We start from the raw sequence: 23,417 nt of genomic DNA, 5'->3' as shown, positions 1-23,417 counted from the left end.
ACGTCAGCCACGGACCGCGGCCGAAGTCATCAGCGTTCAATTGTTCCGGTTCGCCGGATTTTCTTCTGCAGAAGCAGGACGCCATAAAGAAGCGCCTCCGCCGTCGGCGGGCACCCGGGAACGTAAATGTCGACCGGCACCACTCGATCGCAGCCGCGCACCACAGAATAGGAATAGTGGTAATAGCCACCGCCATTCGCACACGATCCCATGGAAATCACGTAACGCGGCTCGGGCATCTGATCATAGACCTTGCGCAGCGCGGGTGCCATTTTGTTTGTCAACGTTCCGGCGACAATCATGACGTCAGATTGACGGGGGGACGCGCGCGGAGCAAAGCCGAAACGCTCCGCATCGTATCGCGGCATGGACATCTGCATCATCTCAACGGCGCAGCAAGCCAGCCCGAACGTCATCCACATCAGTGAGCCCGTACGCGCCCACTGGATCAGGTTGTCGGTGGACGTAACAAGGAAGCCCTTGTCCGCGAGTTCATTGTTCACTTCCAGAAAGAACGCATCGTCATCGCCGACCGGTTTCCCGGTATTGGGATCAATGATGCCCTTGGACTTCGGCGCAACAAGCGGCTCGTTTGTTGTCAGTCCCATTCCAAGGCTCCCTTTTTCCACTCGTAAATGAACCCGACGGTCAACACCCCGAGAAACACCATCATCGACCAGAAACCGTACCAGCCAAGTTCACCGAAAACGGTCGACCAGGGAAACAGGAAGGCAACCTCGAGGTCAAAAATGATGAACAGGATCGCAACGAGATAAAACCGCACGTCGAATTTCATACGCGCGTCGTCAAATGCGTTGAAGCCACACTCGTATGCGGAGAGTTTTTCGGGGTCCGGATTCTTGTAAGCCAGAAGGAAAGGAGAAATCAGCAGGGCGAGCCCGATAACGAGCGCAATGCCGATGAACACGACGATCGGGACATATTCCCGCAAGAGTTCTTCCATATCTTTCGCGTCCTTGCATCTGGAGTGGATCAGGACTTGATCCGGAGCCAGGGCCCACCCACTGCCTGAAATGCCGTCAGACCGGAACAGACCCGTCAGTCGATAAAACCAACATGCGAGCGCACGCTTATCTTACGACTTGTTGCAGCGCAAGACCCCTGAGTGGTCAAAGTCTTGCCACACTCGAACCAAATTCCCGGCGACCCCTGTCATCACCTGCATTCTAGCCAGTTTGCACCGGCGGTAAAACATTGCACAAGAGGAGCGCAATTATGCCGCACCTGCATTGAAATGCCAGCCAAAACGAGAATCGAATTCAAGCCCGAAGCGACCGCTTTTTGGGTCCGCACCGACTTTTCAGATCAAATTCAGGTCAGTTGAATGATGCGCGCACGGGATCAAGGCCGCAGACAGGCGGCTTCCGCGCTTTAAGGGAGAAGAAAAGATAACTTTGGAAGGGAACCGTGAGTGGCGCGAGTGACGGGGCTCGAACCCGCGACCTCCGGCGTGACAGGCCGGCACTCTAACCAACTGAGCTACACCCGCACATTCACGGTATATCGCCACTCGCCTTGACCGATACCGCTGTACCTTTAAGAGAGTGGCGCGAGTGACGGGGCTCGAACCCGCGACCTCCGGCGTGACAGGCCGGCACTCTAACCAACTGAGCTACACCCGCTTCGCGCGGCAACAACGTGTTGCCGTGAAGTGGCGCTGATGTACGGCGGCTGAGATGCGAAGTCAAGCACCCACGTGTACGAAACATGCCGTTTTTGCGAAAGCTGACCAAAACCCAGAGCGGGACACGTGAATGCGTCCGCCAATGATGTGGATAAACCCTCGTTCCAACAAGGCACCGTGCAAGTGCAGACAGATAAAGGGCATCCTGGAAACCGTTGAGAAAAAAAGAATTTCCATTGCCTGGACCGTTCGTCACGGCAATCACAACCAGATGCCGCCGCGAATACGGTCTGCCGTCCCGCCGCGCTCTGGTCGAGCAGTCAAAGCGGAGCGTTCGCGGACGCCTGGGTGCTGCGGCAACGGCAAATCCCGAACCAAAAGTCGTTCCGGTCTCACAGAGCACGCGTACCCACGATTGGACGCAGGTGCACTTGATAGAAATTTTCAAGGAGAATGGTGGGCGATGAGAGACTCGAACTCCCGACATCTTCGGTGTAAACGAAGCGCTCTACCAACTGAGCTAATCGCCCTCAACGAGGTGAAACGCCTTTTAGGTGGTCCCTTCTCTCTTGGCAAGAGCAAAAATATCATAATTTTTGGCATGCACGGAGCTTGTGCATGACTTGCGCGCCCGCCTTGAAAGAGGCGGACGTCAGTTGGTTCGCATCAACGTGACGAAATCCGTGTTTCCGGCCTGGTTAGCTTGTCTGGCCTCTCCGCCTGACGCCGCAGGGCCATCCTCCATGATAGGTGGACGACGACATGCAAAAGCCCCGCTCCTGAAAATCGGGGACGGGGCTTTCAAGACGAATCTTGCGCGTGTGAACTTATGCGTTCACAGCGTCTTTCAGGCCCTTGCCGGCCTTGAACTTCGGCGTCTTGGAAGCCGGGATCTGAATCGTTTCGCCAGTCCGCGGATTGCGGCCTTCAGTTGCAGCACGCGCTGAAACGGTGAAGTTGCCGAAACCGATGATGCGCACTTCGTCGCCGCTTTTCAGCGTTTCAGTGACAGCTTCAAAAGTCGCGTCAACTGCTTCGCCCGCCTGCGCCTTGGTGAGGCCGGTCTTTTCTGCAACAGCTGCGACCAGATCGTTCTTATTCATAGCAGATACCTTTCTGAGAAACGGCAGAGTGCCGACGATTCCTGTCAGCGCCGTTGCGCGAAATTCGGTCGAATTGACGCGAAACGCAAGTGGTTTTTTCGCAGAAAACCGCCATTTCTACCGATTTTTCAAAAGAAAAGCCCCGGAAACTCCGGGGCTCGTCATTTTGTGCGATGCAATCTGGCCTTTAATGAGCCAAAACGCCCGACTTGTCCTTGTCCGACTCACTCGCCTTGGCGGCAGCTTCAGCGGCACTTTCGTCCCACTCGATCGGCTCCGGAAGGCGCACAAGTGCGTTTTTAAGAACCTCTTCCATGCCGGAAACCGGGATGATTTCGAGCGAGTTCTTCACCGAATCCGGTATGTCGGCAAGGTCCTTTGCATTGTCTTCCGGGATCATCACGAGCTTGATTCCGCCACGCAAGGCAGCCAGCAATTTCTCCTTCAGACCGCCGATCGGAAGCACCCTGCCCCGAAGCGTGATTTCACCGGTCATGGCCACATCCCTGCGCACAGGAATACCGGTCATGGTCGAGATGACAGCCGCTGCCATGGCGATACCCGCAGACGGGCCATCCTTCGGGGTCGCCCCTTCGGGCACGTGCACGTGGATGTCCTTCTTGTCGAAATTCGGCGGTTCGATGCCGAAGTCGACTGCCCGCGAACGCACATAGGACGCTGCCGCAGAGATAGACTCCTTCATGACGTCCTTCAGGTTGCCGGTGACGGTCATTTTGCCCTTGCCGGGCATCATCACGCCTTCAATCGTGAGGAGCTCGCCGCCAACTTCCGTCCACGCCAGCCCGGTTACGACGCCGACCTGATCTTCCAGCTCTGCTTCGCCGTAGCGATACCGCGGGACACCAAGGTAGTCCTCGACCACCTCCGGCGTTACGGTGATGCTCTCCTTGTCGCTCATGAGGATGTCCTTGACAGCCTTACGGGCAAGGGTGGCCATTTCGCGCTCAAGGTTACGGACGCCGGCTTCGCGGGTGTAGCGGCGCACGACAAATTGCAGCGCGTCGTCTTCTATCGCGAATTCGCCTTCGCGCAGGCCGTGATCCTTCTCGGCCTTCGGAATCAGGTGACGGCGGCAGATCTCAACCTTCTCTTCCTCGGTGTATCCGGCAATACGGATGATCTCCATCCGGTCCATCAAGGGGCCCGGAATGTTGAGCGTGTTTGCCGTCGTCACGAACATCACGTCGGACAGGTCGTACTCAACCTCCAGGTAATGATCCATGAAGGACGAGTTCTGTTCCGGATCGAGGACCTCGAGCAATGCCGAAGAAGGGTCTCCGCGGAAGTCCATGCCCATCTTGTCGATCTCGTCGAGCAGGAACAGCGGGTTGGACTTTTTCGCCTTTTTCATCGACTGGATGACTTTGCCGGGCATCGAACCAATATAGGTCCGGCGGTGTCCTCTGATCTCCGCTTCGTCGCGCACGCCGCCAAGCGACATGCGCACGAACTCACGCCCGGTCGCCTTCGCGATCGACTTTCCAAGCGACGTCTTACCGACACCCGGAGGTCCGACGAGGCAAAGGATCGGGCCGCGCAGCTTGTTGGCGCGGCTCTGGACCGCGAGATACTCGACAATCCGTTCCTTGACCTTGTCCAGGCCATAGTGATCGGTGTCGAGCACCTTCTCGGCCAGCGCAAGGTCGTGCTTCACCTTTGATTTCTTGTTCCAGGGGATGCCGATCAGCCAATCAAGGTAATTGCGGACAACCGTTGCTTCCGCAGACATCGGGCTCATCTGCTTGAGCTTCTTGATTTCCGCGGCGGCGCGCTCCCGCGCTTCCTTGGTCAGCTTGGTCTTCTTGATCTTTTCTTCAAGTTCAGCGACTTCGTCGCGGCCGTCTTCGCTGTCGCCGAGTTCCTTCTGAATGGCTTTCATCTGCTCGTTCAGATAGTACTCGCGCTGGGTCTTCTCCATCTGGCGCTTGACGCGCGAACGGATCCGCTTTTCGACCTGGAGCACGGAGATTTCACTCTCCATCATGCCGAGCACGCGCTCAAGGCGCTCTGCAACCGAGACCACGCCAAGAATTTCCTGCTTCTCGGGGATCTTGATCGCCAGGTGCGACGCGATGGTGTCTGCCAGTTTCGAATAGTCGTCGATCTGGTTCACGGCACCAAGAACCTCAGGTGAAACTTTCTTGTTCAGCTTCACGTAGTTCTCGAATTCCGAGACCACCGAACGCGCCAGTGCCTCAACTTCGATGTTTTCGCCGTCGCGTTCGGGCAGCACCGTGGCGGAGGCTTCGAAATAGTCCGTCCGGTCGGTGTACTGTCCAATCTGCGCACGGGCGCCGCCTTCCACAAGCACCTTCACGGTGTTGTCAGGCAGTTTCAGGAGCTGCAGCACGGTCGCCAGCGTACCGACGTCGTAAATCTGGTCCGAATTGGGATCATCGTCCGCTGCATTCTTCTGCGTTGCCAGCAGGATATGCTTGTCGGTCGTCATGACCTCTTCGAGCGCCTTGATCGATTTTTCACGACCGACGAACAGCGGGACGATCATGTGCGGAAACACGACAATGTCGCGCAATGGCAGAACGGGGTAGACAGACGTGCTGTCTGCTTCGGTGGCGCGGATTTCTGCGTCGCTCATTTTTTATCCTTTCTCAGCGTGCTCCGGCCCCATTCAAGAAAGCAACCGAAACACTGAAAAACGGCTTTCGGAAAAGTTCCGACTGGCCGAACCGCAGCACCCCAAGCGAGCGTCCTGCAATTCGCACGAGCCGTCGTCAGTCCTATTAGGTGGACACCTGCACTGCTGGTGTCAAGGCAGGTTGTGCTCGCAAATTGGTCTAGTCTGTTGACGACGTGCACATCCGGTGGAAAACGCCGCAGCAGTCCGGGAACGATTAACAAAAAGCAAAATGCCGCTCGTCTTGAGCGGCATTTCTTCTTTGCTTTCCAAGGTTCAGGAACCGGTCTCAGGCACTGGTTGCTGAGGTTTCTTCGCGATCCTCGTAGATGTAAAGCGGTCTAGCTTCGCCTTTGACGACCTCAGGTGAGATCACCACTTCCTTGACGCCTTTCAGACCGGGCAGTTCGTACATGGTATCCAGCAGAATGGATTCCAGGATGGACCGCAATCCGCGTGCACCTGTCTTGCGCTCAATTGCCTTGCGCGCAATTGCCTTCAGCGCTTCATCGTGGAACGCAAGTTCGACCTGCTCCATCTCGAACAGGCGCTGATACTGTTTCACGAGCGCATTTTTCGGCTCTGTCAGGATCGTTACAAGTGCTTCTTCATCGAGATCTTCGAGCGTCGCGATGACCGGAAGACGCCCGACGAATTCCGGAATGAGACCGAATTTCAACAGATCTTCAGGTTCGAGTTCCGCGAACAACTCACCGATCCGCCGGTCTTCCGGAGCTTCGACCCGTGCCTGGAAGCCGATGGACGTCTGGGTACCGCGATCGGAAATGATCTTGTCGAGGCCCGCGAACGCACCGCCGCAGATGAACAGGATGTTCGTGGTGTCCACCTGCAGGAATTCCTGCTGCGGGTGTTTTCTGCCACCTTGTGGCGGAACCGAGGCGACCGTTCCTTCCATGATCTTCAGGAGCGCCTGCTGCACACCTTCACCGGAAACGTCACGCGTGATCGACGGATTGTCGGCCTTGCGGCTGATCTTGTCGACCTCATCGATGTAGACGATGCCGCGCTGCGCCCGCTCCACGTTGTAGTCGGCTGACTGGAGAAGCTTCAGGATGATGTTCTCGACATCTTCGCCGACATAGCCGGCTTCCGTCAGCGTGGTCGCATCGGCCATCGTGAAGGGCACATCCAGGATGCGTGCAAGCGTCTGCGCCAGAAGCGTCTTGCCGCATCCGGTCGGTCCTACGAGCAGAATGTTGGACTTTGCCAGTTCCACATCGTTGTTCTTGGACGCGTGGTTCAGACGTTTGTAATGGTTGTGAACGGCGACCGACAGAACCTTCTTCGCACTGCCCTGCCCGATGACGTAATCATCCAGAACATCACGAATTTCCTGAGGGGTCGGGATTCCGTCCCGTGACTTCACCAGAGAGGATTTGTTTTCCTCACGGATGATATCCATGCACAGCTCGACACATTCATCGCAAATGAAAACAGTCGGGCCGGCGATCAGCTTGCGAACCTCATGCTGGCTTTTGCCGCAGAAGGAGCAGTAGAGCGTATTCTTGGAATCGCTGCCGCTGGCCTTGGTCATGTAGTCAACCTCGCGTTTGTGGGGCCTATCCCCTTATCGATTCCGTCACGGCCAAAGTGTGGCGGAACCGGATTGAAGACGCTGCTAGAGCGCTGCTTCGCAATATAAGTCATCATGCTTCACCAATAAAAATCAATATAGGTTTAAGGTGAAGATGAAAACCCGGCATTAATCTGCCGGATCGCGATCTTTGGGAAGGATTCTCCATCCTTCCTTAAGACCGTTTTACCCAACTCAGCTCTCGCCTTCCCCGCCAAGCGTGGTGCGATCGCTGATCACATTGTCTACGATACCGAATTCCTTGGCCTTTTCGGCGGTCATGAAGTTATCGCGCTCAAGCGCTTCTTCGACCTGGTCAAGGCTCTGACCGGTGTGCTTCACGTAGATTTCATTGAGCCTGCGCTTCATTGCCAGGATTTCCTGTGCATGAAGCATGATGTCTGCCGCCTGCCCTCTGAACCCGCCTGAGGGCTGATGCACCATCACACGGGCATTGGGAAGAATGAATCGCATGTCCTTCTGGCCGGCCGCCAGAAGAAGCGATCCCATGGAGGCCGCCTGCCCGATGCAGAGCGTGGAAACAGCCGGGCGGATGAATTGCATCGTGTCGTAGATCGCAAGACCGGACGTGACCAGGCCGCCCGGGGAATTGATGTAAATTGCGATTTCCTTGCTCGGGTTATCAGCTTCCAGATAGAGAAGCTGCGCGCTGACGAGGGTTGCCATGTGATCCTCAACCGGACCGGTGAGGAAAATGATGCGCTCCTTCAGCAGGCGCGAAAAGATATCGAAGGCCCTCTCGCCGCGATTCGTCTGCTCGACGACCATCGGCACGAGAGTGTTCATGTAGATATCGACAGGATCCTTCATACCTCATCCATATGCTTGAGATGATGTCCGGCGTTGCCGGACTGTAAACGGGCCCTTGAAGCGCATCGATCAGGGGCCCGACTCGAAAAAAGCGACATCCCGTATATATGGGATGTCGCCCTCAACGCAAATTCATGGCAGATGCGACATGAAGGCAAGGTTAAGGCCTGTGCCGCATCTGGGGATATCGGGACGACGCTCAGGCGTCGTCTTCGTCTTCCGCAACCAGCTTTTCCAGCTCTTCCTTGGTCACCGTCTTGTCGGAAACCTTGGCAAGCTCCAGCATGAAATCGACGACTTTTTCCTCGTAGATCGGTGCGCGCAGCGACGCCAGGGCCTGCTGGTTGTTCTTGTAGTATTCGAACACCTGCTGTTCCTGGCCCGGGAACTGGCGGACGCGGTCATAGAGCGCACGCTGCAGTTCTTCGTCGGTGACCTGGATTTCGTTCTTCTCGCCTATTTCGGAAAGAACAAGCCCGAGACGGACGCGCCGTTCGGCGATCTTGCGGTATTCCGCCTTCGCCTCTTCTTCGGTCGTGTCTTCGTCCTCGAAGGTCTTTTCATTCCGCTTCATGTCGTCTTCGACCTGGCGCCAGACGATCTCGAATTCGGAATCCAGAAGTTTCTCCGGAAGTTCGAACGCGTAGTGTTCGTCGAGCTTGTCGAGCAGTTGGCGCTTGACGCGCTGACGGGTCATCTGGCCGAACTGGCTCTCGATCTGACCGCGAACGATTTCCTTCAGCTTTTCGAGCGACTCAAGGCCAAGACCGGTGGCGAATTCATCGTCGATCTTGACTTCGCCAGGTGCTGCCACTTCCTTGACCTCAACATCGAATGTTGCGGCTTTGCCGGCAAGATGAGCCGCCGGATAGTCCTCGGGGAAGCTGACTTCAACAACTTTCGTGTCGCCAGCCTTCAGACCGGCAAGCTGCTCTTCAAAGCCCGGAATGAATTGACCGGACCCCAGAACCAGCTGTCCGTTTTCGTCGGCACCGCCATCGAAGGGTTCGCCGTCGATCTTGCCGAGATAGGACATCGTCACCCGGTCGCCGTCTTCGGCAGCGCCGTCCTTGGTGTCGAACGGCGTGTTGTTCTTGGCGATGTCTGCAACCTGGGTGTCGACTTCCTCTTCGGCAATCTCGACCACCGGACGCTCGATTTCGAAACCGGCAAAATCGACGATTTCAAATTCCGGCAGCACGTCGTAGCTCATCTTGAACGAAAGGTCTGCATCGCCGGCCATGATCTTTTCGGCTTCTTCTTCCGGCAGATCGATTTCGGGAGTCAAAGCCGGGCGCTCAGAGCGCTCTTCAACAGCTTTCTGCGTGGTTTCCTGGATGGTGTTCGACAGGATTTCCGCCATGGCCTGGCGGCCATACATCTTCTTCAGGTGTGCGACCGGCACTTTGCCCGGACGAAAACCTTTGATGTTGGCCTTGGACTTCATGTCCGCCATGTAGTCTTCGAGCTTGGTGGCGAGATCGCCAGCCGGAATATCGATTTTGAGCTCTCGCTTGAGGCCCTCGGAGAGGGTTTCGGTTACCTGCATGGGTTTTTCGTCCTCGATCCCGAGCGGCAATTCGCTCCGGAGGTTTTGTTTTGAATTCCGTGTGCCGCGCCGCCCGCGCCTTCCTTTTTCCAAAAGCGTCCACATGGCAGCCGCTCACCCCGAAGCAGACTCCGGGGCGCACGATGGGAGCGCGATAAAGCGTGGGGCTGAAAGTGTCAAGGGCAGACAGCCGAAATTGCCCGCAAATGCCGCCGATTCAGCGCTAGCAATCAATGCACAGCGCCAAGTCATCACCGGAGGCCTCTCACCTCCCTCTTCGCGCCAGCGGACCGCCTGTCAGAGAACAAGCGGCGGCGGCCGGTGACGGGTCGGGTTCATGGCTTCTATCTCGACGCGATAGAGCTTGTTGCCCTTGCCGCCCGAGAACATGAGCGCATCAGTAAAGGGATTGTGGGACTCAGCCTGAACGATCTCATGGCCATGGACATAGATCTGACCAATAAGCATGTGCCCGAGTTCGTGGCAAAGCGTGTGCGCCAGACCGTTCACGCCGGTAAAACGACCGATTGAGCGATCACGCATGACACACATCCCCGAGTTGCTGTCCATGGCTCCCCAGACCGAGACGGGACGCTTGCCCTCTTCAACCACGTTCCTCATGTTGCGGACAATGAACAGATTGACTGTTTTGACAGGATCGGCTCCGTGCGGCTGCGGAAAGGATCCGTTCTTCACGAACGGCCTCAGGTACTTCCATTCGTCCTTTTTACTGTTGTGAGTGTCGCCGCGCACAATCGCCCCCAGGTGCTTGCCGATCTCCTTGTGCGAAAGTTCTGTCTGACCTTTCAGCTCAAGCTCGACATTGCACTCTGGCCGGAGAATCTCGGAGTTGGCTATTTTCAGAACCGTTCTGAGTTCACTTGAGGACACGCGGGACTTCATGCCCGGTCCGTGTTCGACGTGAAACACGAACAGGGGCACGATCCGTAACGGCTTCACGGACACATAGATCCGCAAATGTCTGCCTCCCTGAACAATGTCCAGCTCGCAGTTTTTGCAAGGATTCAGGCCCTTGATTTTGAGGGTCTGACCGGTCACGGACACCTTTATCAGATCTTCATTGTTGAACGAGCGGATGATCCCGTCTTCGCCGGCGCCCTTGCTGACAATCTGAACGGCTTCATCGGCAGACAGCCCAAGGCGTATCGATCTTTCGCTGCCGCTCGGAACCATGATCCACGCGCCATCACGGTCGACGGGTATCGAAACAAGTGAAGGGCCAAGCACCTGCGCCGGCGGGGGGTAAGTGTCGAATCCGCCCGACAGATCGGTCGGACCAAGCACCGGAATTTTCGGCATGTCTTCCGGCGAAATTGGCTTGACCGGATCAGGCTTGTCCGGATTGACGGGCCGTGGCCTGTCGGGAGACCCTTTCCATTTCTGCTTCGAAGCGGGATCGTTCAGCGCCCGGATGGTCTTTGCGCCCGGATCGACTCGGAAATCGGGGACCTGAAATCCCAGAACATGGCTCTGAAAGTCTCCGATTCTTTCCTTGGTGTTCGGCCCGTAGAACCCATCTTCGACCAACCTGATCCTTTGCGGATCAAGCAACAGGTTCAGCTGGGTCTGGACTTTTCTCACATCCGCAATGTTGTTCTTTGCCCGGTATCCGACAGAACGTTCAATCTGTATTTTCGGCAGGCTGCTCATGACAGGCTCCAGATAGTGGTTCGCCCCCACAACCCGAAGGAATTCCGCAATATGAGGACACTCTTAATCGAGGTGCACTCTGCAAGGGGTGATGAAGATCACGCATCGTCGACCTGCCGAGCATGTTGCATCCAAACAGCACACGGACGGATCGCGCCCGGCACGGCAAAGGTTTGACCTGTGCTCGGTTTGGCTTAGAAAAGGGGCGTGTGAGGTCCTGAGTCTGCCGGGTCCGACGGTCGCTTCTGTCTCGGCATCTGAGATGCGGGTAACAAGGTAGACCTCATGAAACTCTTTTTTTTCAAGCGCTTAGAGGCTAATATGGAACAAAGACGATTGGGGACCAACGGGCCGGAAATAAGCGCAATCGGTTATGGCGCAATGTCCTTTTCCGATATGTACGGCGCAACCAACGAGATGGAGAGTCATGCGGTCCTGGATGCCTGCCGCGATCTAGGTGTCACACATCTTGATACCGCAAACATTTACGGCATGGGCAAATCGGAAAACGCCATCGGCACCTATCTCAAGGCCAACCCGGGAGCCCGGAACGAGTTCGCCATCGCAACAAAGGCGACGATTACCAAGGATCAGGACGGCAACCGGGTCTTCGACAATTCGGCAGAGCACCTGGAAGCTGAACTCGACAAATCCCTGCAGCGGCTGGGCCTTGACTGTGTCGACCTTTTCTATGCGCATCGCCGCGACACGCGCTTCACGCCGGAAGAAACCGCTGCCAACCTCGGCAGGCTGGTCGAAAAGGGCAAGACACGCGCCATCGGGCTTTCGGAAATTTCACCTTCGACACTTCGGCGCGCCGTGACCGCGTTTCCGGTGGCAGCCGTTCAGTCGGAATATTCTCTTTCCACGCGCGCACCCGAACTCGGGCTCGTGCAGGCGTGCGCCGAACTCGGTGTGGCCATGGTCGCCTTCTCGCCGGTCGGGCGATCACTGCTGACGGATCATCCCATTCCGGCCGAACGGATCAGGCAAATCCCCTTTCTTGCCGGCAACCCGCGTTTCATGGAGCCCAACCTCTCGGAAAATCTTCGCATCATGCAAGGGTTCCGAAAGCTCGCGGCCGACATGGGTACGACAGCAGCAGGGCTGGCCAACGCCTGGCTGCTGGCACGCGGTCCCCATGTCATCCCGATCCCCGGCACCCGCTCTGTCGAACATCTTCGAGAGTGCATTTCAGGGGCGACCCTGGCCCTCACGGAAACAGATCTGGAAAGGATCGAGACCACCCTTCCCGTCGGCTGGGCCCACGGCGACCGGTACTCTGAGCAGCAATGGATCGGACCGGAACGGTATTGTTAGTCGGCGTGGAAACTAAACACATTTGGCATGCGCATTCGGTCTGGCAAACAGTGCTGCGGCCCCTGCTTTCTTCTGCCCTTTGCAACAGCGCAATAGCGATAGTCGTTTGAGTTGAAATCAAAACCCAGAAATCACCACCTGATGTCTTTCTCATGGTTTCTTGGAGATCTTCAGATCACTCAGGACAAAGCTTGATTTCAATCGGCGCGAGACTGCGTCAGTCGAAATGCAAACAAAGGAACGGGTAATCAGCGAAATTCAGCGCTAATCATCGCTGGATGTCGTAGTCGAACAAACGCGGTCGTCCAGTCCGTGTTCAATCTGGCAGATCATACTGCAAGCAAGTGCACCCATACTATGCTGTCCTATAGGCCCGTCCGTGCCGTTTCGCTTGTAGAACGCATGCTTAAATGAAAACAGAAGCTCAACGACTTTTGTGCTAGAAGGTGAGATTAGTTTGCGCTGCAGGTAGCGTGGTCCGGCCATGACTTCCCCTGATTCATTCAATCTGAAAACCTCAAGATTTTCTGATGCCCGGGGATCTGTCTCCTGAATAAAATCAAACCTGCCGGTCACAGGTGAAGAAGCAAAAGCATAAACAGTTGAAACATACTCTGAACTATAGCCTGCGTGCTGCGCAAGCCCGCCGCCGAGCGAGTGTCCGACTGCGATAACCACAAGATCGGAACCAAACCTTGCCACAAGTTCTGGCACCAGTTCCGCCACCAGATTTCTCGTCTGATCGTACTGATCAAGCGTTACCGGATTGAGCTTGGTGATCCATCTAAGATTGGAGTACCAATCGCCAAACTCGGTAAAGTTTGTGCCCCTAAAGACGATTGCCACCTTGCTGGGACGATTGGCATATTGATCGACCCAGACGCTATAACTGTAGCCAGGTACGGTGAGCTTCCCAGAGGGCTTCTCCCACTGAAATCCCTCAATCGAGTATTCGGGAAGACGACGCCAACGTTCTGTGTAGCGGCTCTTGTATGGACAACTGGACCCCAATTGCGCGGTTTGCTGACCAGGCTCTGCATAAGACGCCTCTGCCAACAAGCCATATTGCCAAACGCCCTTCAATGCAGAACTGACAGTCTGCGTTCTCAAAAGTTGCACAGGCTTGTATTCTTCAGTGATACCCGCCGCTGACCCCGGACCTATCGTCCTGACAAGCATGTGGTCAGGCTTGTTCTTGTGCTCTTCACCCTTGATGGTCTTACAGCCAGAAACCACAAAACAGAGAACAACGAAAAAGAAAAATCGATTGGTTGACGACATCGGCGCGAGGATTGTCAGTTCATGGATTGCTTGCAAATTACGCTTTGGAAAAATACCACGGCGACCAAATCTGCTCGACCCAGGCAGCTCTTGTTATGGAGAGGATCGTCTCGAAGAACACTTTCAAGCAGAGTATCTATGATTTCGCGTTTTCTCAACCCAGGGCTTCTTGGCTGAGTGAAGGTAAAAGTTTTAGCAAGCCACAACGGTTGATCCACCTCGCATAATCGGTTCGGATTGCTCGGTCCTGAACAGTCTCATCACAGCATATCACCACGTCCGTACATGGCACGGGCCACAGGATCACACCGCTGTCGATCATAGGTGATGCGAAAAAACTTTCCAAACTTTCGTATTCGTTCTGTCTGCAAACAGCGTTGGACAGGCGAAGTTCGAGACTGACGCTGACCCGGTCGCTCTGATCCCTCAGGGGCCGGGCGGATATGTCGACATCTATCTTTGTCGTACGGCAACCAATGAAACCACGCGGTTCAGGAAGGCCATTCGGAGACCTTACAAAAGAAGGGGAACAATAGGCACGGATGAACTGGGTGGACGCCAGTGTCCACAGCATACATAGCTAGATTGAAGTCCGATGGTCATGGTTTGGTGCGGATGGAGGGACTTGAACCCCCACGCCTTGCGGCACCAGAACCTAAATCTGGCGTGTCTGCCAATTTCACCACATCCGCGTCGCGACAGGCCGGAAGTCCTGCGCTCAAGGCGGGGCTTCTATAGCACCACAGGTTTTTCCGTCAAAGGAAAAAGATATCTTCAACAAGATCCTTCGCCGCGCTTGTCCACAAGCAATGTGATCGCCCGACTGAGTGCGGAACCCAGATCTTCCGCGATCAGTCCAGGCCCGGCACGAGAGCCCGCTTCTGCGTGCAGCCAGACGGCCTGGCACGCCGCCTCGAATGCCGGTACGTTCTGAGCAAGCAGACCGGTGACGATGCCGGCAAGAACGTCGCCGGACCCGGCTGTCGCCAGCCAGGGCGGCGCGTTTGAATTGATCGCGGCGCGGCCATCCGGCGCTGCGATCACAGTATCAGGCCCTTTCAGAATGACGATCGCGCCGGACACCGTCGCTGCCTGTCGGGCGCGCAGAAGTTTGTCTCCGCTTAGATCCGGAAACAGGCGGGAAAACTCGCCTTCATGCGGCGTCAGAACAACCGGTCCAGGCGTTTTCGAGATCTGCGCGAACAGATTTTGAGGATCTTCGGAAAAACTGGTCAGCGCATCGGCATCCAGCACCAGTGCTCGTGCCGAATTCAAAAGCTCCGCTGCAACGTCTCGCGTGTGCGCACCAACGCCGAACCCCGGTCCGACAAGAAGGGCGTTCAATCTCGCGTCTGCAAGAAAGTCTTTGATTGCGTCGGCATCACCGAGCTTTTTCAGCATAACGGCCGTCAGGTGGCACGCATTGACCATCATCGCATCAGGTGGCGAAGCGAGGGTCACAAGCCCGGCTCCTGCCCTGAGCGCGGCAGTCGCCGACAATCTTGCAGCGCCGGTGGCCGATATGGGCCCGCCGAAGACCACGGCATGTCCTCTGGAATACTTGTGCCCGTCCACGGAGGGCATCGGCCACAAGTCCAACCAGAGGTCAGGCCCGTTTTCGAACGTATTCGGGCTTATCTCTTTAAGCGTTTCCGGCTTGATACCGATGTCCGCGACGATCACCGGACCGCATAGATGCCGGCCGGGGTAAAGGAGATGTCCGGGCTTTTTCCTGAAGAAAGTAACGGTTGCACGCGATTTGAGCGCATCACCCAGAACATCTCCCGTAGCCCCGCTCAATCCTGTGGGAAGATCGACGGCAAGCACGGGAACGCCTGACTGATTGATCCTGCCGACAATGTCGAGGACATGTCCGGAAAGCGAACGATCCAGGCCGGCCCCGAACAGGGCATCAATCACAAGGTCTGCTGAGCCAAGTGCATCCAGAAATTCATCTGAAATGCGTTCTCCGGACGACAGATATGATATCGAGCTGCGCATGCCGGAATTCATGCGCTTGAATGCCTCAAGCGCGTCACCCTTGAGCGCGTGCGGATCTTTCAAGAAAAAGACGTTGACGCTGTGACCCGACATATCCAGACAGCGCGCGGCGATGAAGCCATCGCCCCCGTTGTTCCCCGGACCGCATAACACGAGCACTTTCGCCCCGGCAGAGACCAGTCCGGACGCCGCCCTTGCAACGGCCTGGCCCGCGCGCTCCATGAGGACGATCCCCGGCACGCCGCCTTCAATGGTCAGTCTGTCGGCACGGCCCATCTCTTCCGGCGTGAGCAGGACGGCAGCCGATTTTCCGTTTTCTGATGTCATGACATGCACGCTCTCTACGCCAAAATGGCCTGTCGGCCAGCACGTCTTTTTATGGAATTTCCTCCACGCAATGACAAGCCGGTCAGGAAGTTGCACACTCTTTCATCAGATTGCCTATCTTTTAATCCATTTTTCGCCAGCGCACGATGAGCTTCACGATTTTTGGCACACTGATTGCCGCTTTTCTTGGCTGTTTTCCCAGACTTCCAAATTGGCGTGAGAGGCGACGGCCGGTTGGCACGCATCGTGCTTAACGACGGCATCGGTTTTCGCCGGTGTACGGGAGCGCTCGCCTTCAAGTCATCGGCCAAAAATGAGCCTGCCGAGATGTCCGGCATGTAATTTGGAGAGAGAAACAAGGTGATGAAAAAGATCGAAGCGATCATCAAGCCCTTCAAGCTGGATGAGGTCAAAGAGGCTTTGCAGGAAGTCGGCCTTCAGGGCATCACCGTGACCGAAGCGAAGGGTTTCGGTCGTCAGAAAGGCCATACTGAGCTGTACAGAGGCGCCGAATACGTCGTCGATTTTCTTCCGAAAGTGAAAGTCGAAATCGTCCTGGGTGACGATATGGTCGAAAAAGCGGTTGACGCCATCCGCTCGGCTGCGCAAACAGGGCGCATTGGCGACGGCAAGATCTTCGTCTCGAACATTGAAGAAGCTGTTCGCATCCGTACCGGCGAATCCGGTATCGACGCCATCTGACCCACCTAATTCCGGCAACCGCCGGCAATCCGAACTCCGGCCTTGTCAAACAGAGAAAAATGGAAACCTCTGAAGGCCCGGACCCAAACCCACCGTTCACAAGATAATCAAAGGGATGGACATAATGACCACTGCCGCTGACGTCCTTAAGGAAATTCAGGAAAAGGACGTGAAATTCGTCGACCTGCGCTTTACAGACCCGCGCGGAAAGATGCAGCACGTCACGATGGATGTCGCGCTCGTTGACGAAGACATGTTCGCAGAAGGCGTTGCATTCGATGGATCGTCGATTGCCGGCTGGAAAGCCATCAACGAGTCCGACATGATGCTGATCCTTGATCCTGATTCCGCCCACATGGATCCGTTCTTCGCGCAATCCACCATGGCGATTTTCTGCGACATCATCGACCCGATCACCGGCGAAGGCTACAATCGCGACCCACGCATGACGGCCAAGAAAGCCGAAGCTTACGTCAAGTCCGGCGGTTTCGGTGACACGATCTATGTCGGTCCGGAAGCGGAATTCTTCATGTTCGACGACGTCCGTTTCACGGCTGACCCGTACAACACGGGCTTCATCCTGGACAGCTCCGAACTGCCGTCCAACATGGGTTCCGAGTATGAGACCGGCAACCTCGGTCACCGTCCGCGCACCAAGGGCGGCTACTTCCCGGTCCCGCCGGTCGACAGCGCACAGGACATCCGCTCCGAAATGCTCTCTGTCATGGGCGAAATGGGCGTTCCGACCGAAAAGCACCACCACGAGGTGGCGGCTGCACAGCACGAACTCGGCATGAAGTTCGAGAAACTGACCTCTTGTGCCGACAACATGCAGGTCTACAAGTACGTTGTTCACCAGGTTGCACACGCTTACGGCAAGACGTCTACGTTCATGCCGAAGCCGGTCTTTGGTGACAATGGCACGGGCATGCACTGCCACCTTTCCATCTGGAACGGCGGCGAACCTGTCTTTGCCGGTAACCAGTATGCGGATCTCTCCGAGACCTGCCTCTACTTCATTGGTGGAATTCTGAAACACGCAAAGGCGCTGAACGCGTTCACCAACCCGTCAACCAACTCCTACAAGCGTCTGGTTCCGGGCTACGAAGCGCCTGTTCTTCTGGCCTACTCGTCGCGCAACAGGTCCGCGTCCTGCCGCATTCCGTTTACCGCTTCGCCGAAAGCAAAGCGCGTTGAGGTTCGCTTCCCGGATCCGACGGCAAACCCGTATCTCTGCTTCTCAGCCCTGCTGATGGCTGGCCTCGACGGCATCAAGAACAAGACCCATCCGGGCGATGCAATGGACAAGAACCTTTACGATCTTCCGGCTGAAGAGTTGGCCGAAATCCCGACGGTTTGCGGTTCTCTGCGCGAAGCACTCGAGTCCGTCGATGCAGACCGCGACTTCCTCAAAGCCGGTGGTGTCTTCGACGACGACCAGATCGACGCTTACATCGACCTGAAGATGGAAGAAGTCGAGCGTTTCGAAATGACCCCGCACCCGGTCGAGTTCGACATGTACTACTCTGTCTAAGAGTCTTGCCCTTTTCGACACGAAGACCCCGGCCGGACGGCCGGGGTTTTTTGTTGTTCAGATCCTATTGGCGTCTAGCCAATCCGCCAGCGACGGGCGAGCCCGCCCTTTGAACCCTTGAGTTGCGGGCGATGCGATCATGGCATTCAGGACCGCTTCCTGCGTTGTCTCCGCCGCCGCCTTGAACAGGAGATCGATTTTGTCTTCCTTGAGAATATCGTGCGCGACGAAGTCGGCATCACCGAAATGCTGCATGCGCTGTGCGGTGGAAAACGCCAGGGCGATGTCGCCGCTGCCGTTGCCATAGTAGGCCCCCAAGCGACCGAGACCGGCAGCTGCACGTCTTGCGACCCGCTTCAGCTGCCGGCTTTCCAGGGGCACGTCGGTTGCCAGAACGACGATCACCGAGCCTCGCTCGACGGTCTGGTCCCCGGTCGCCGGTCGAGGTTTGCGGCCATCGGGAAGTATCAGGTCGCCAGGTTTGCCGAAGTTTGCCTGCACCAGAGCCCCGAGCGTAAACTCTGCACCATTGATCGCAAAGACGCGCGACGCGGACCCGATCCCGCCCTTGAAGCCGAACGCACTGATGCCCGTTCCGGCACCGACACTGCCTTGTTCAAAATCTGTGGCAGCAGCATCAAGCGCCGCGAACGCGTCTGCTTCGCTCAGAACCATCGCATTGATATCGCTCAGATAGCCGTCATTGCATTCCATGACGACCGGATTGACCGTACCGCCGGACCGGTCGATATCGGGGTTTATCGAAAGCTCGTGCCTGATCAGCGCGTTGATGCCGGTCCCCACTCCAAAGGTGTTGGTCAGAAGGATCGGCGTTTCCAGTGTCCCCAGTTCCTCCACCTGGATCAGGCCGGCGCTCTTGCCGAACCCGTTGATCACATCCACCGCAGCAGGCAATTTTTCGAGGAACAGGTTCCCCGCGTGCGGAAGAACAGCCGTGAACCCGGTTCTGAAACCACCATGGCGCACCGTTTGATGCCCGACCGTCACACCCCTCACATCCGTGATCCTGTTGGACCCGCCTGGCTGCAGGTCGCCGCACAAGAGACCGCGGGCGCGTGCCGGTGATGTTGAATGCGACGACATGAGGCTATCCGTTCTGCGAGAATCGATCGGCTCTCATAGAAAGTGATTGTCCGGCCGCACACAACACCGGAACGTGGCTGCGGTGAACAAACCCGCGCGTCAGGTTCTGGACAGCAGAACCTCAAGGCCGATGACAAGCAGCGCGAGAAACAGGAAATAGGCGGCAAACCGCCCGTGATCCGTTCCGTCGATCACGACCTTGCGCAGCAGCGATCCGAACACGTCAAGAAGTGAAACGGTCACCAGGATGATAAGCAGAATTGCAGCCCCTGACGAATAGTCGAAGCCCCGCAAGGACTCCGACAACGACATTCCAATCCCGCCCGCTCCGACGATGCCCAGAACGGTGGCCGAGCGGACATTGGCCTCAAACCTGTAGAGCGAATAGGAAATCCAGAGGGGCAGAACCTGCGGAACGACACCGTAGATAATTTCCTGGATAACCGGAGCACCGGTGGCCTTGATGCCTTCGACCGGCCTCGGATCGATTGCCTCGACCGCCTCGGAAAACAGTTTCGCCAACGTCCCTGTCGTGTGAATTGTGAGCGCAAGCACGCCCGCAAGCGGACCGAGCCCCACGGCCGCAACGAAAATCAGCGCAAACACAAGTTCGTTGATCGCGCGGAAGGCGTCCATCAGCCGACGGACCGGGAATACGATCCAGAAAGGGGCGATGTTGGACGAGGACAAAAGGCCGAAAGGAATTGCCAACGCAACGGACAGGAACGACCCCCAGACCGCCATCTGGACCGTCTCGAGCATGAGATCGAAGTAACTGTGCCAATACCGGAAGTTCGGCTCAAGGAAGTCCTTCAACAGGAGCGCCATGTTGCCGCCACCCGTCAAAACATCGCCCAGGCGATGCATATCCGCCGGTCTGAAGCTCCAGACCAGCATGACGAGCAACCCGCCCCAGATCAGAACATCGAAGACCTTTTCCTGCGTTTCGCGGCCGGGAATCCGAAGGTCTGGCTCGGGTTTGTTTATCAGATCGACATTGCTCGACATGGGACTGCTTCCGTGGGAGAGACGAAACCGGCGCAAGAGCTGTGCGGTCTCGCGCCGGCCGGATATCAGGCGGTGTTACTTGCGCGGACGGGCGGCCGCGGCTGCACGGATTTCCTCAATCTTGGCGTTGATTTCCACGATCTTCTTGGTCCGCTCGTCGTCGGAATAGGTGTCGTCACCTTCTATCGACATGCGCTGACGGATCTGGTCCATCTCATAGAACGGCCACAGCTGTGCGTTGGACGAGGGAATGAAAGGTCCCATGTCGATCAGGGCAAGGTTTTCACGTGCCTGCGCGACTTCCTCGTCGGTTCCCTGACGGCCATAGGTCATGAAGAAATACATGATCTTCGACTTGATCTTGCTGTCCAGTTCCGGACGCCATGCCATCGGGTCGGACGCGATCAGCGGTGACCGCCAGATTTCCTTCAGCTCGGCGAACAGCTCCGGCTTGGCGTTCTTGAGGCGGGAATACATTCCCGTGGAGGATGCAACAGCCGCGTCGACCTGTTTCGTTGCGACTGAAATCAGGTTGGTCTCGTGGTTTGCGTTGCGGACCGTTTTGAAACAGTCCTTCGGGTTCACGCCTTCCTTGGCAAAGATAAAGGTAGACGGGACCAGGAACCCGGATGTCGAATTCGGATCGCCGATGCCGAAATCGAGGTCCTTGCCGCACTTCATGACATCTTCATAGGTCAGACCGGAATCCTTGTGCGTGATCATCACCGACCAATAGCCGCGATCGCCGGTTGCCTCGGTCGTTTGAGCGAAGATCTCGGCTCCGGCACGATCAACGGCGACCATCGCCGATTTGTTGCCGTACCAGACGACATCGACCTTGTCGAAGCGCATGCCTTCGATCACACCGGCATAGTCGGCGGCAAAGAATGGCCTGACCGGCATGCCAAGCGACGCTTCCATCGCCTCAAGAAAAGGGCCCCATTTTTCCCGCTGCGCCGAACTGGATTCAGTCGACAGAATACCAAAAAACAATTCTTCGGGATTTTCACGTTCAGCCAGAGCCGGAGAGGCAAGGCCAGCCATGATGGCTGCAGACGCAGCTATACGCGCAAAAAACTTCATGTCATGTCTCCCAGGGGGTGTATCAGGCCGTCGCCGACATTGGCTCGGTCCCGAAGTCGTCGGCATCGGGCAGAACGAGTTCCTCGCTCGCCTCGCCATAGATCTCGCGAAGAAACTGTGTCGTCAGTGCGTGGCTTGGTCCGTCGAAAACGATCTGGCCTGCCCGCATCGCTATGGTTCGCTTGCAATAGCGCCGCGCGTATTCGACCTGGTGCAACGACACCAGGATCGTCGTTCCGTCTTCTTCATTGATCCGCGACAGAATGCCCATGACACGCTTGGCGGACGCCGGGTCCAAAGACGCGATCGGCTCGTCGGCCAGAATGACCCTGGCACCCTGAACCAGTGTTCTTGCGATTGCTGCACGCTGTTGTTGTCCGCCGGACAGCGTCGCTGCCCGTTGACGCGCCGTTTGATCAATGCCGACCCGATGAAGCGCCCGCATCGCCAGCTGCTTTTCCTCAGCCGTAAACAGCCCGAGCATGCCGCGCCACGTCGGCACACGGCCCAAAAGACCCGCCAGCACGTTCATGAGGACGCTCAGACGCGGAACGAGATTGAATTGCTGGAAGACAACGCCGACCCCGGTTCTGGTAGACGTAATGCTCTTGGCAACCTTTCCGCCTTCCTGGACCTTCTGTCCTGTTACGGAAATCGAGCAGCAGCCAGCGTCCCGGTCACCTGCAACAAGACCGCTGACATGGCGAATAAGCGTCGATTTGCCCGATCCCGATGCGCCGATGAGCGCAACAAATTCTCCCTCGGCCACATCGACACTCACCTTGTCGAGCGCCCGGGTGCCACCGGGAAAGGTCTTCGATAACTTGTCGATTTCGATCGCGTACATCGCCACCCCCAACGTTGGTAAGGTGGTAACAAATCGATGTCCGTCAGAGATGAAGGATATGTGTCAGATTGACGAAAATCGGGTACGGCCCCATAAATGAAGCCGATTTGGCGGCAGAAACGGCAGGATCTCGGGAGGAAGCGTATGCGGCGCGGGCTCTCTGCCCGGTCAAGCACGCTGACGCTGCGAGGTACAGCCATTTTGCATGCCATTTCAGTCTCATTTATGGGTTCATCACCTAGACATGAATGGCTGAAAACGTGACTTTGCCAACGGGTGCGCGCCACGGTGTCCGGGTTTCAGAAAAACGAAAGGCCTCCGAATTCGGAGGCCTTCGTTGATGAGGTTGACTTGTTCGCGGGTCTTAGTAACAAACCTGACGATATCCGACGACCACGTAACGGCCGTAGTAGGGGCTCCAGCGGCGAACCGGTTGGTTGTGGCAGCGGACGGGATGGTAATGGCGGCGCTGTGCCTGCGAAGCAATGATGGCACCGGTGGCCAGACCAATGATGGCACCGGCTGCGACTGCACCTGCGCGATTTTTGGCGTGAGCCTGCGTCGGAGCGACGGCAACGGCGGTTGTGGCAATTGTTGCGACGGTCAAGGCTGCGATAGCAAATTTACGAAACATAACGGGTCCTCTCAACTGGTGTTCAACTGTGTCTGCGTCTTGATGTACCCAACATAGGACCGTCCCTCTCACGCTGCTGTGATCACCATCACGCAACGTCACATTCGTATGTTTTCGCAAAAGTCCCGGTATAGTCGGCGTTAAACACCAGCACAGGATCGAGCAAATGTGGGTGATACTGGCCGTTTCAATTCAAGTGCTTTCAGGTCCGAATGTCTGGCCTGTTCTGGACGAAGGAACCTTCGTATCGGAGGCCGAGTGTCAGGCCGTGCTGGACGAAGCCGTTCCGCGCACCCTTTCCGAACAGATGCGCATCGCCTGGGAACAGGGCGAGCTCAAATACATCTGCATCAAGGCCCGGGAACCTGCATCTTCCGCCAACTGACCATACCGGGCGGCGCGTCTGCGCATGGAGTGAACCGCCACGCATGTTCGGGCATGGTTCCCGGCACAGCGCCATCGATCCCGGACACGGCATCGTTTGCTTCCGCCAAAAAGCCGGGGCCTTGCCTGCAGAGTTTTTCTGA

At 56.7% G+C, this 23,417-nt stretch carries 20 protein-coding genes and 4 tRNA genes; 4 read left to right on the top strand and 20 right to left on the bottom strand.

Annotated features, from left to right (window positions below):
- Positions 1–29 precede the first annotated feature (29 nt).
- The 11 genes from RDA78_RS20820 to RDA78_RS20770 all read right to left on the bottom strand — a co-directional run bounded on the left by RDA78_RS20820 (position 30) and on the right by RDA78_RS20770 (position 11,049).
- Positions 30–608 (bottom strand): NuoB/complex I 20 kDa subunit family protein, encoded by a 579-nt coding sequence (locus tag RDA78_RS20820; protein WP_434051699.1) that lies wholly within the window; start codon positions 606–608, stop codon positions 30–32.
- Entirely contained in the window at positions 599–964 is a 366-nt protein-coding gene (locus tag RDA78_RS20815; protein ID WP_306143746.1) for an NADH-quinone oxidoreductase subunit A, read from the bottom strand. Before RDA78_RS20815 ends, RDA78_RS20820 begins: the two co-directional genes overlap by 10 nt.
- Positions 965–1,433: 469 nt before the next feature.
- Positions 1,434–1,510: transfer RNA gene (locus tag RDA78_RS20810), tRNA-Asp, on the bottom strand.
- Between the two features lie 56 nt (positions 1,511–1,566).
- Positions 1,567–1,643, bottom strand: a tRNA-Asp gene (locus tag RDA78_RS20805).
- Between the two features lie 456 nt (positions 1,644–2,099).
- Positions 2,100–2,175 (bottom strand) — tRNA-Val (locus RDA78_RS20800).
- A gap of 297 nt (positions 2,176–2,472) precedes the next feature.
- Positions 2,473–2,748, bottom strand: coding sequence for an HU family DNA-binding protein (locus tag RDA78_RS20795; RefSeq protein ID WP_306143749.1), 276 nt, complete (start codon positions 2,746–2,748; stop codon positions 2,473–2,475).
- Between the two features lie 187 nt (positions 2,749–2,935).
- Complete coding sequence (gene lon, locus RDA78_RS20790; RefSeq protein ID WP_434051698.1) at positions 2,936–5,365, bottom strand: endopeptidase La; 2,430 nt, start codon at positions 5,363–5,365, stop codon at positions 2,936–2,938.
- Between the two features lie 328 nt (positions 5,366–5,693).
- Positions 5,694–6,959 carry an ATP-dependent Clp protease ATP-binding subunit ClpX gene (clpX, locus tag RDA78_RS20785; RefSeq protein ID WP_434051697.1) on the bottom strand — a complete coding sequence of 422 codons (1,266 nt, stop codon included), beginning with the start codon at positions 6,957–6,959 and terminating at the stop codon, positions 5,694–5,696.
- Between the two features lie 234 nt (positions 6,960–7,193).
- Positions 7,194–7,829, bottom strand: a complete 636-nt coding sequence (locus RDA78_RS20780) for an ATP-dependent Clp protease proteolytic subunit (protein ID WP_434051696.1) — start codon at positions 7,827–7,829, stop codon at positions 7,194–7,196.
- A gap of 199 nt (positions 7,830–8,028) precedes the next feature.
- The gene (gene tig / locus RDA78_RS20775) at positions 8,029–9,378 is read right to left on the bottom strand and encodes a trigger factor (protein WP_434051695.1); all 1,350 of its coding nucleotides are present in this window, start codon (positions 9,376–9,378) and stop codon (positions 8,029–8,031) included.
- Between the two features lie 297 nt (positions 9,379–9,675).
- The gene (locus RDA78_RS20770; protein WP_434051694.1) at positions 9,676–11,049 is read right to left on the bottom strand and encodes a peptidoglycan-binding domain-containing protein; all 1,374 of its coding nucleotides are present in this window, start codon (positions 11,047–11,049) and stop codon (positions 9,676–9,678) included.
- Positions 11,050–11,430: 381 nt separating this feature from the next.
- Between RDA78_RS20770 and RDA78_RS20765 the strand changes: the two genes are divergently transcribed.
- Positions 11,431–12,369 (top strand): aldo/keto reductase, encoded by a 939-nt coding sequence (locus RDA78_RS20765; protein WP_434051693.1) that lies wholly within the window; start codon positions 11,431–11,433, stop codon positions 12,367–12,369.
- A 264-nt stretch (positions 12,370–12,633) separates the two neighbouring features.
- Here the strand turns inward: RDA78_RS20765 and RDA78_RS20760 are convergent, their stop codons facing one another.
- From RDA78_RS20760 to RDA78_RS20745, 4 genes are all read right to left on the bottom strand, one after another.
- Entirely contained in the window at positions 12,634–13,686 is a 1,053-nt protein-coding gene (locus tag RDA78_RS20760; protein ID WP_434051692.1) for a hypothetical protein, read from the bottom strand.
- A gap of 571 nt (positions 13,687–14,257) precedes the next feature.
- A tRNA-Leu gene (locus tag RDA78_RS20755) sits at positions 14,258–14,342 on the bottom strand.
- Positions 14,343–14,424: 82 nt separating this feature from the next.
- Entirely contained in the window at positions 14,425–15,978 is a 1,554-nt protein-coding gene (locus RDA78_RS20750; RefSeq protein ID WP_434051691.1) for an NAD(P)H-hydrate dehydratase, read from the bottom strand.
- Positions 15,979–15,992: 14 nt separating this feature from the next.
- On the bottom strand, positions 15,993–16,364 hold the full coding sequence (locus RDA78_RS20745) for a hypothetical protein (RefSeq protein ID WP_434051690.1): 372 nt from the start codon (positions 16,362–16,364) through the stop codon (positions 15,993–15,995).
- Between RDA78_RS20745 and RDA78_RS20740 the strand changes: the two genes are divergently transcribed.
- Both RDA78_RS20740 and glnA read left to right on the top strand, forming a co-directional pair.
- The gene (locus RDA78_RS20740; RefSeq protein WP_006934743.1) at positions 16,342–16,680 is read left to right on the top strand and encodes a P-II family nitrogen regulator; all 339 of its coding nucleotides are present in this window, start codon (positions 16,342–16,344) and stop codon (positions 16,678–16,680) included. The genes RDA78_RS20745 and RDA78_RS20740 overlap by 23 nt on opposite strands.
- A gap of 124 nt (positions 16,681–16,804) precedes the next feature.
- Positions 16,805–18,214: a type I glutamate--ammonia ligase gene (gene glnA, locus RDA78_RS20735; RefSeq protein WP_434051689.1), complete on the top strand. Its 1,410-nt coding sequence runs from the start codon at positions 16,805–16,807 to the stop codon at positions 18,212–18,214.
- A 57-nt stretch (positions 18,215–18,271) separates the two neighbouring features.
- On the opposite strand, the gene RDA78_RS20730 is transcribed toward glnA, so the two are convergent.
- The 5 genes from RDA78_RS20730 to RDA78_RS20710 all read right to left on the bottom strand — a co-directional run bounded on the left by RDA78_RS20730 (position 18,272) and on the right by RDA78_RS20710 (position 22,890).
- Positions 18,272–19,318: a P1 family peptidase gene (locus tag RDA78_RS20730; RefSeq protein ID WP_434051688.1), complete on the bottom strand. Its 1,047-nt coding sequence runs from the start codon at positions 19,316–19,318 to the stop codon at positions 18,272–18,274.
- A gap of 99 nt (positions 19,319–19,417) precedes the next feature.
- A complete protein-coding gene (gene phnE / locus RDA78_RS20725) occupies positions 19,418–20,326 on the bottom strand; it encodes a phosphonate ABC transporter, permease protein PhnE (RefSeq protein WP_434051687.1) in 909 nt (302 codons plus the stop codon).
- A gap of 75 nt (positions 20,327–20,401) precedes the next feature.
- Positions 20,402–21,409: a phosphonate ABC transporter substrate-binding protein gene (gene phnD / locus RDA78_RS20720; protein ID WP_434051686.1), complete on the bottom strand. Its 1,008-nt coding sequence runs from the start codon at positions 21,407–21,409 to the stop codon at positions 20,402–20,404.
- Between the two features lie 22 nt (positions 21,410–21,431).
- Positions 21,432–22,256 carry a phosphonate ABC transporter ATP-binding protein gene (phnC, locus tag RDA78_RS20715; RefSeq protein ID WP_434051685.1) on the bottom strand — a complete coding sequence of 275 codons (825 nt, stop codon included), beginning with the start codon at positions 22,254–22,256 and terminating at the stop codon, positions 21,432–21,434.
- A gap of 364 nt (positions 22,257–22,620) precedes the next feature.
- Positions 22,621–22,890: a tyrosyl-tRNA synthetase gene (locus RDA78_RS20710; RefSeq protein ID WP_434051684.1), complete on the bottom strand. Its 270-nt coding sequence runs from the start codon at positions 22,888–22,890 to the stop codon at positions 22,621–22,623.
- Between the two features lie 166 nt (positions 22,891–23,056).
- On the opposite strand from RDA78_RS20710, the gene RDA78_RS20705 reads away from it, so the two are divergent.
- Positions 23,057–23,275, top strand: a complete 219-nt coding sequence (locus tag RDA78_RS20705) for a hypothetical protein (protein WP_434051683.1) — start codon at positions 23,057–23,059, stop codon at positions 23,273–23,275.
- Positions 23,276–23,417: the final 142 nt, after the last annotated feature.

The organism is Roseibium sp., assembly GCF_051016195.1.
Lineage (GTDB): Bacteria > Pseudomonadota > Alphaproteobacteria > Rhizobiales > Stappiaceae > Roseibium.
This window is presented reverse-complemented; position numbering and strand designations above follow the sequence as displayed.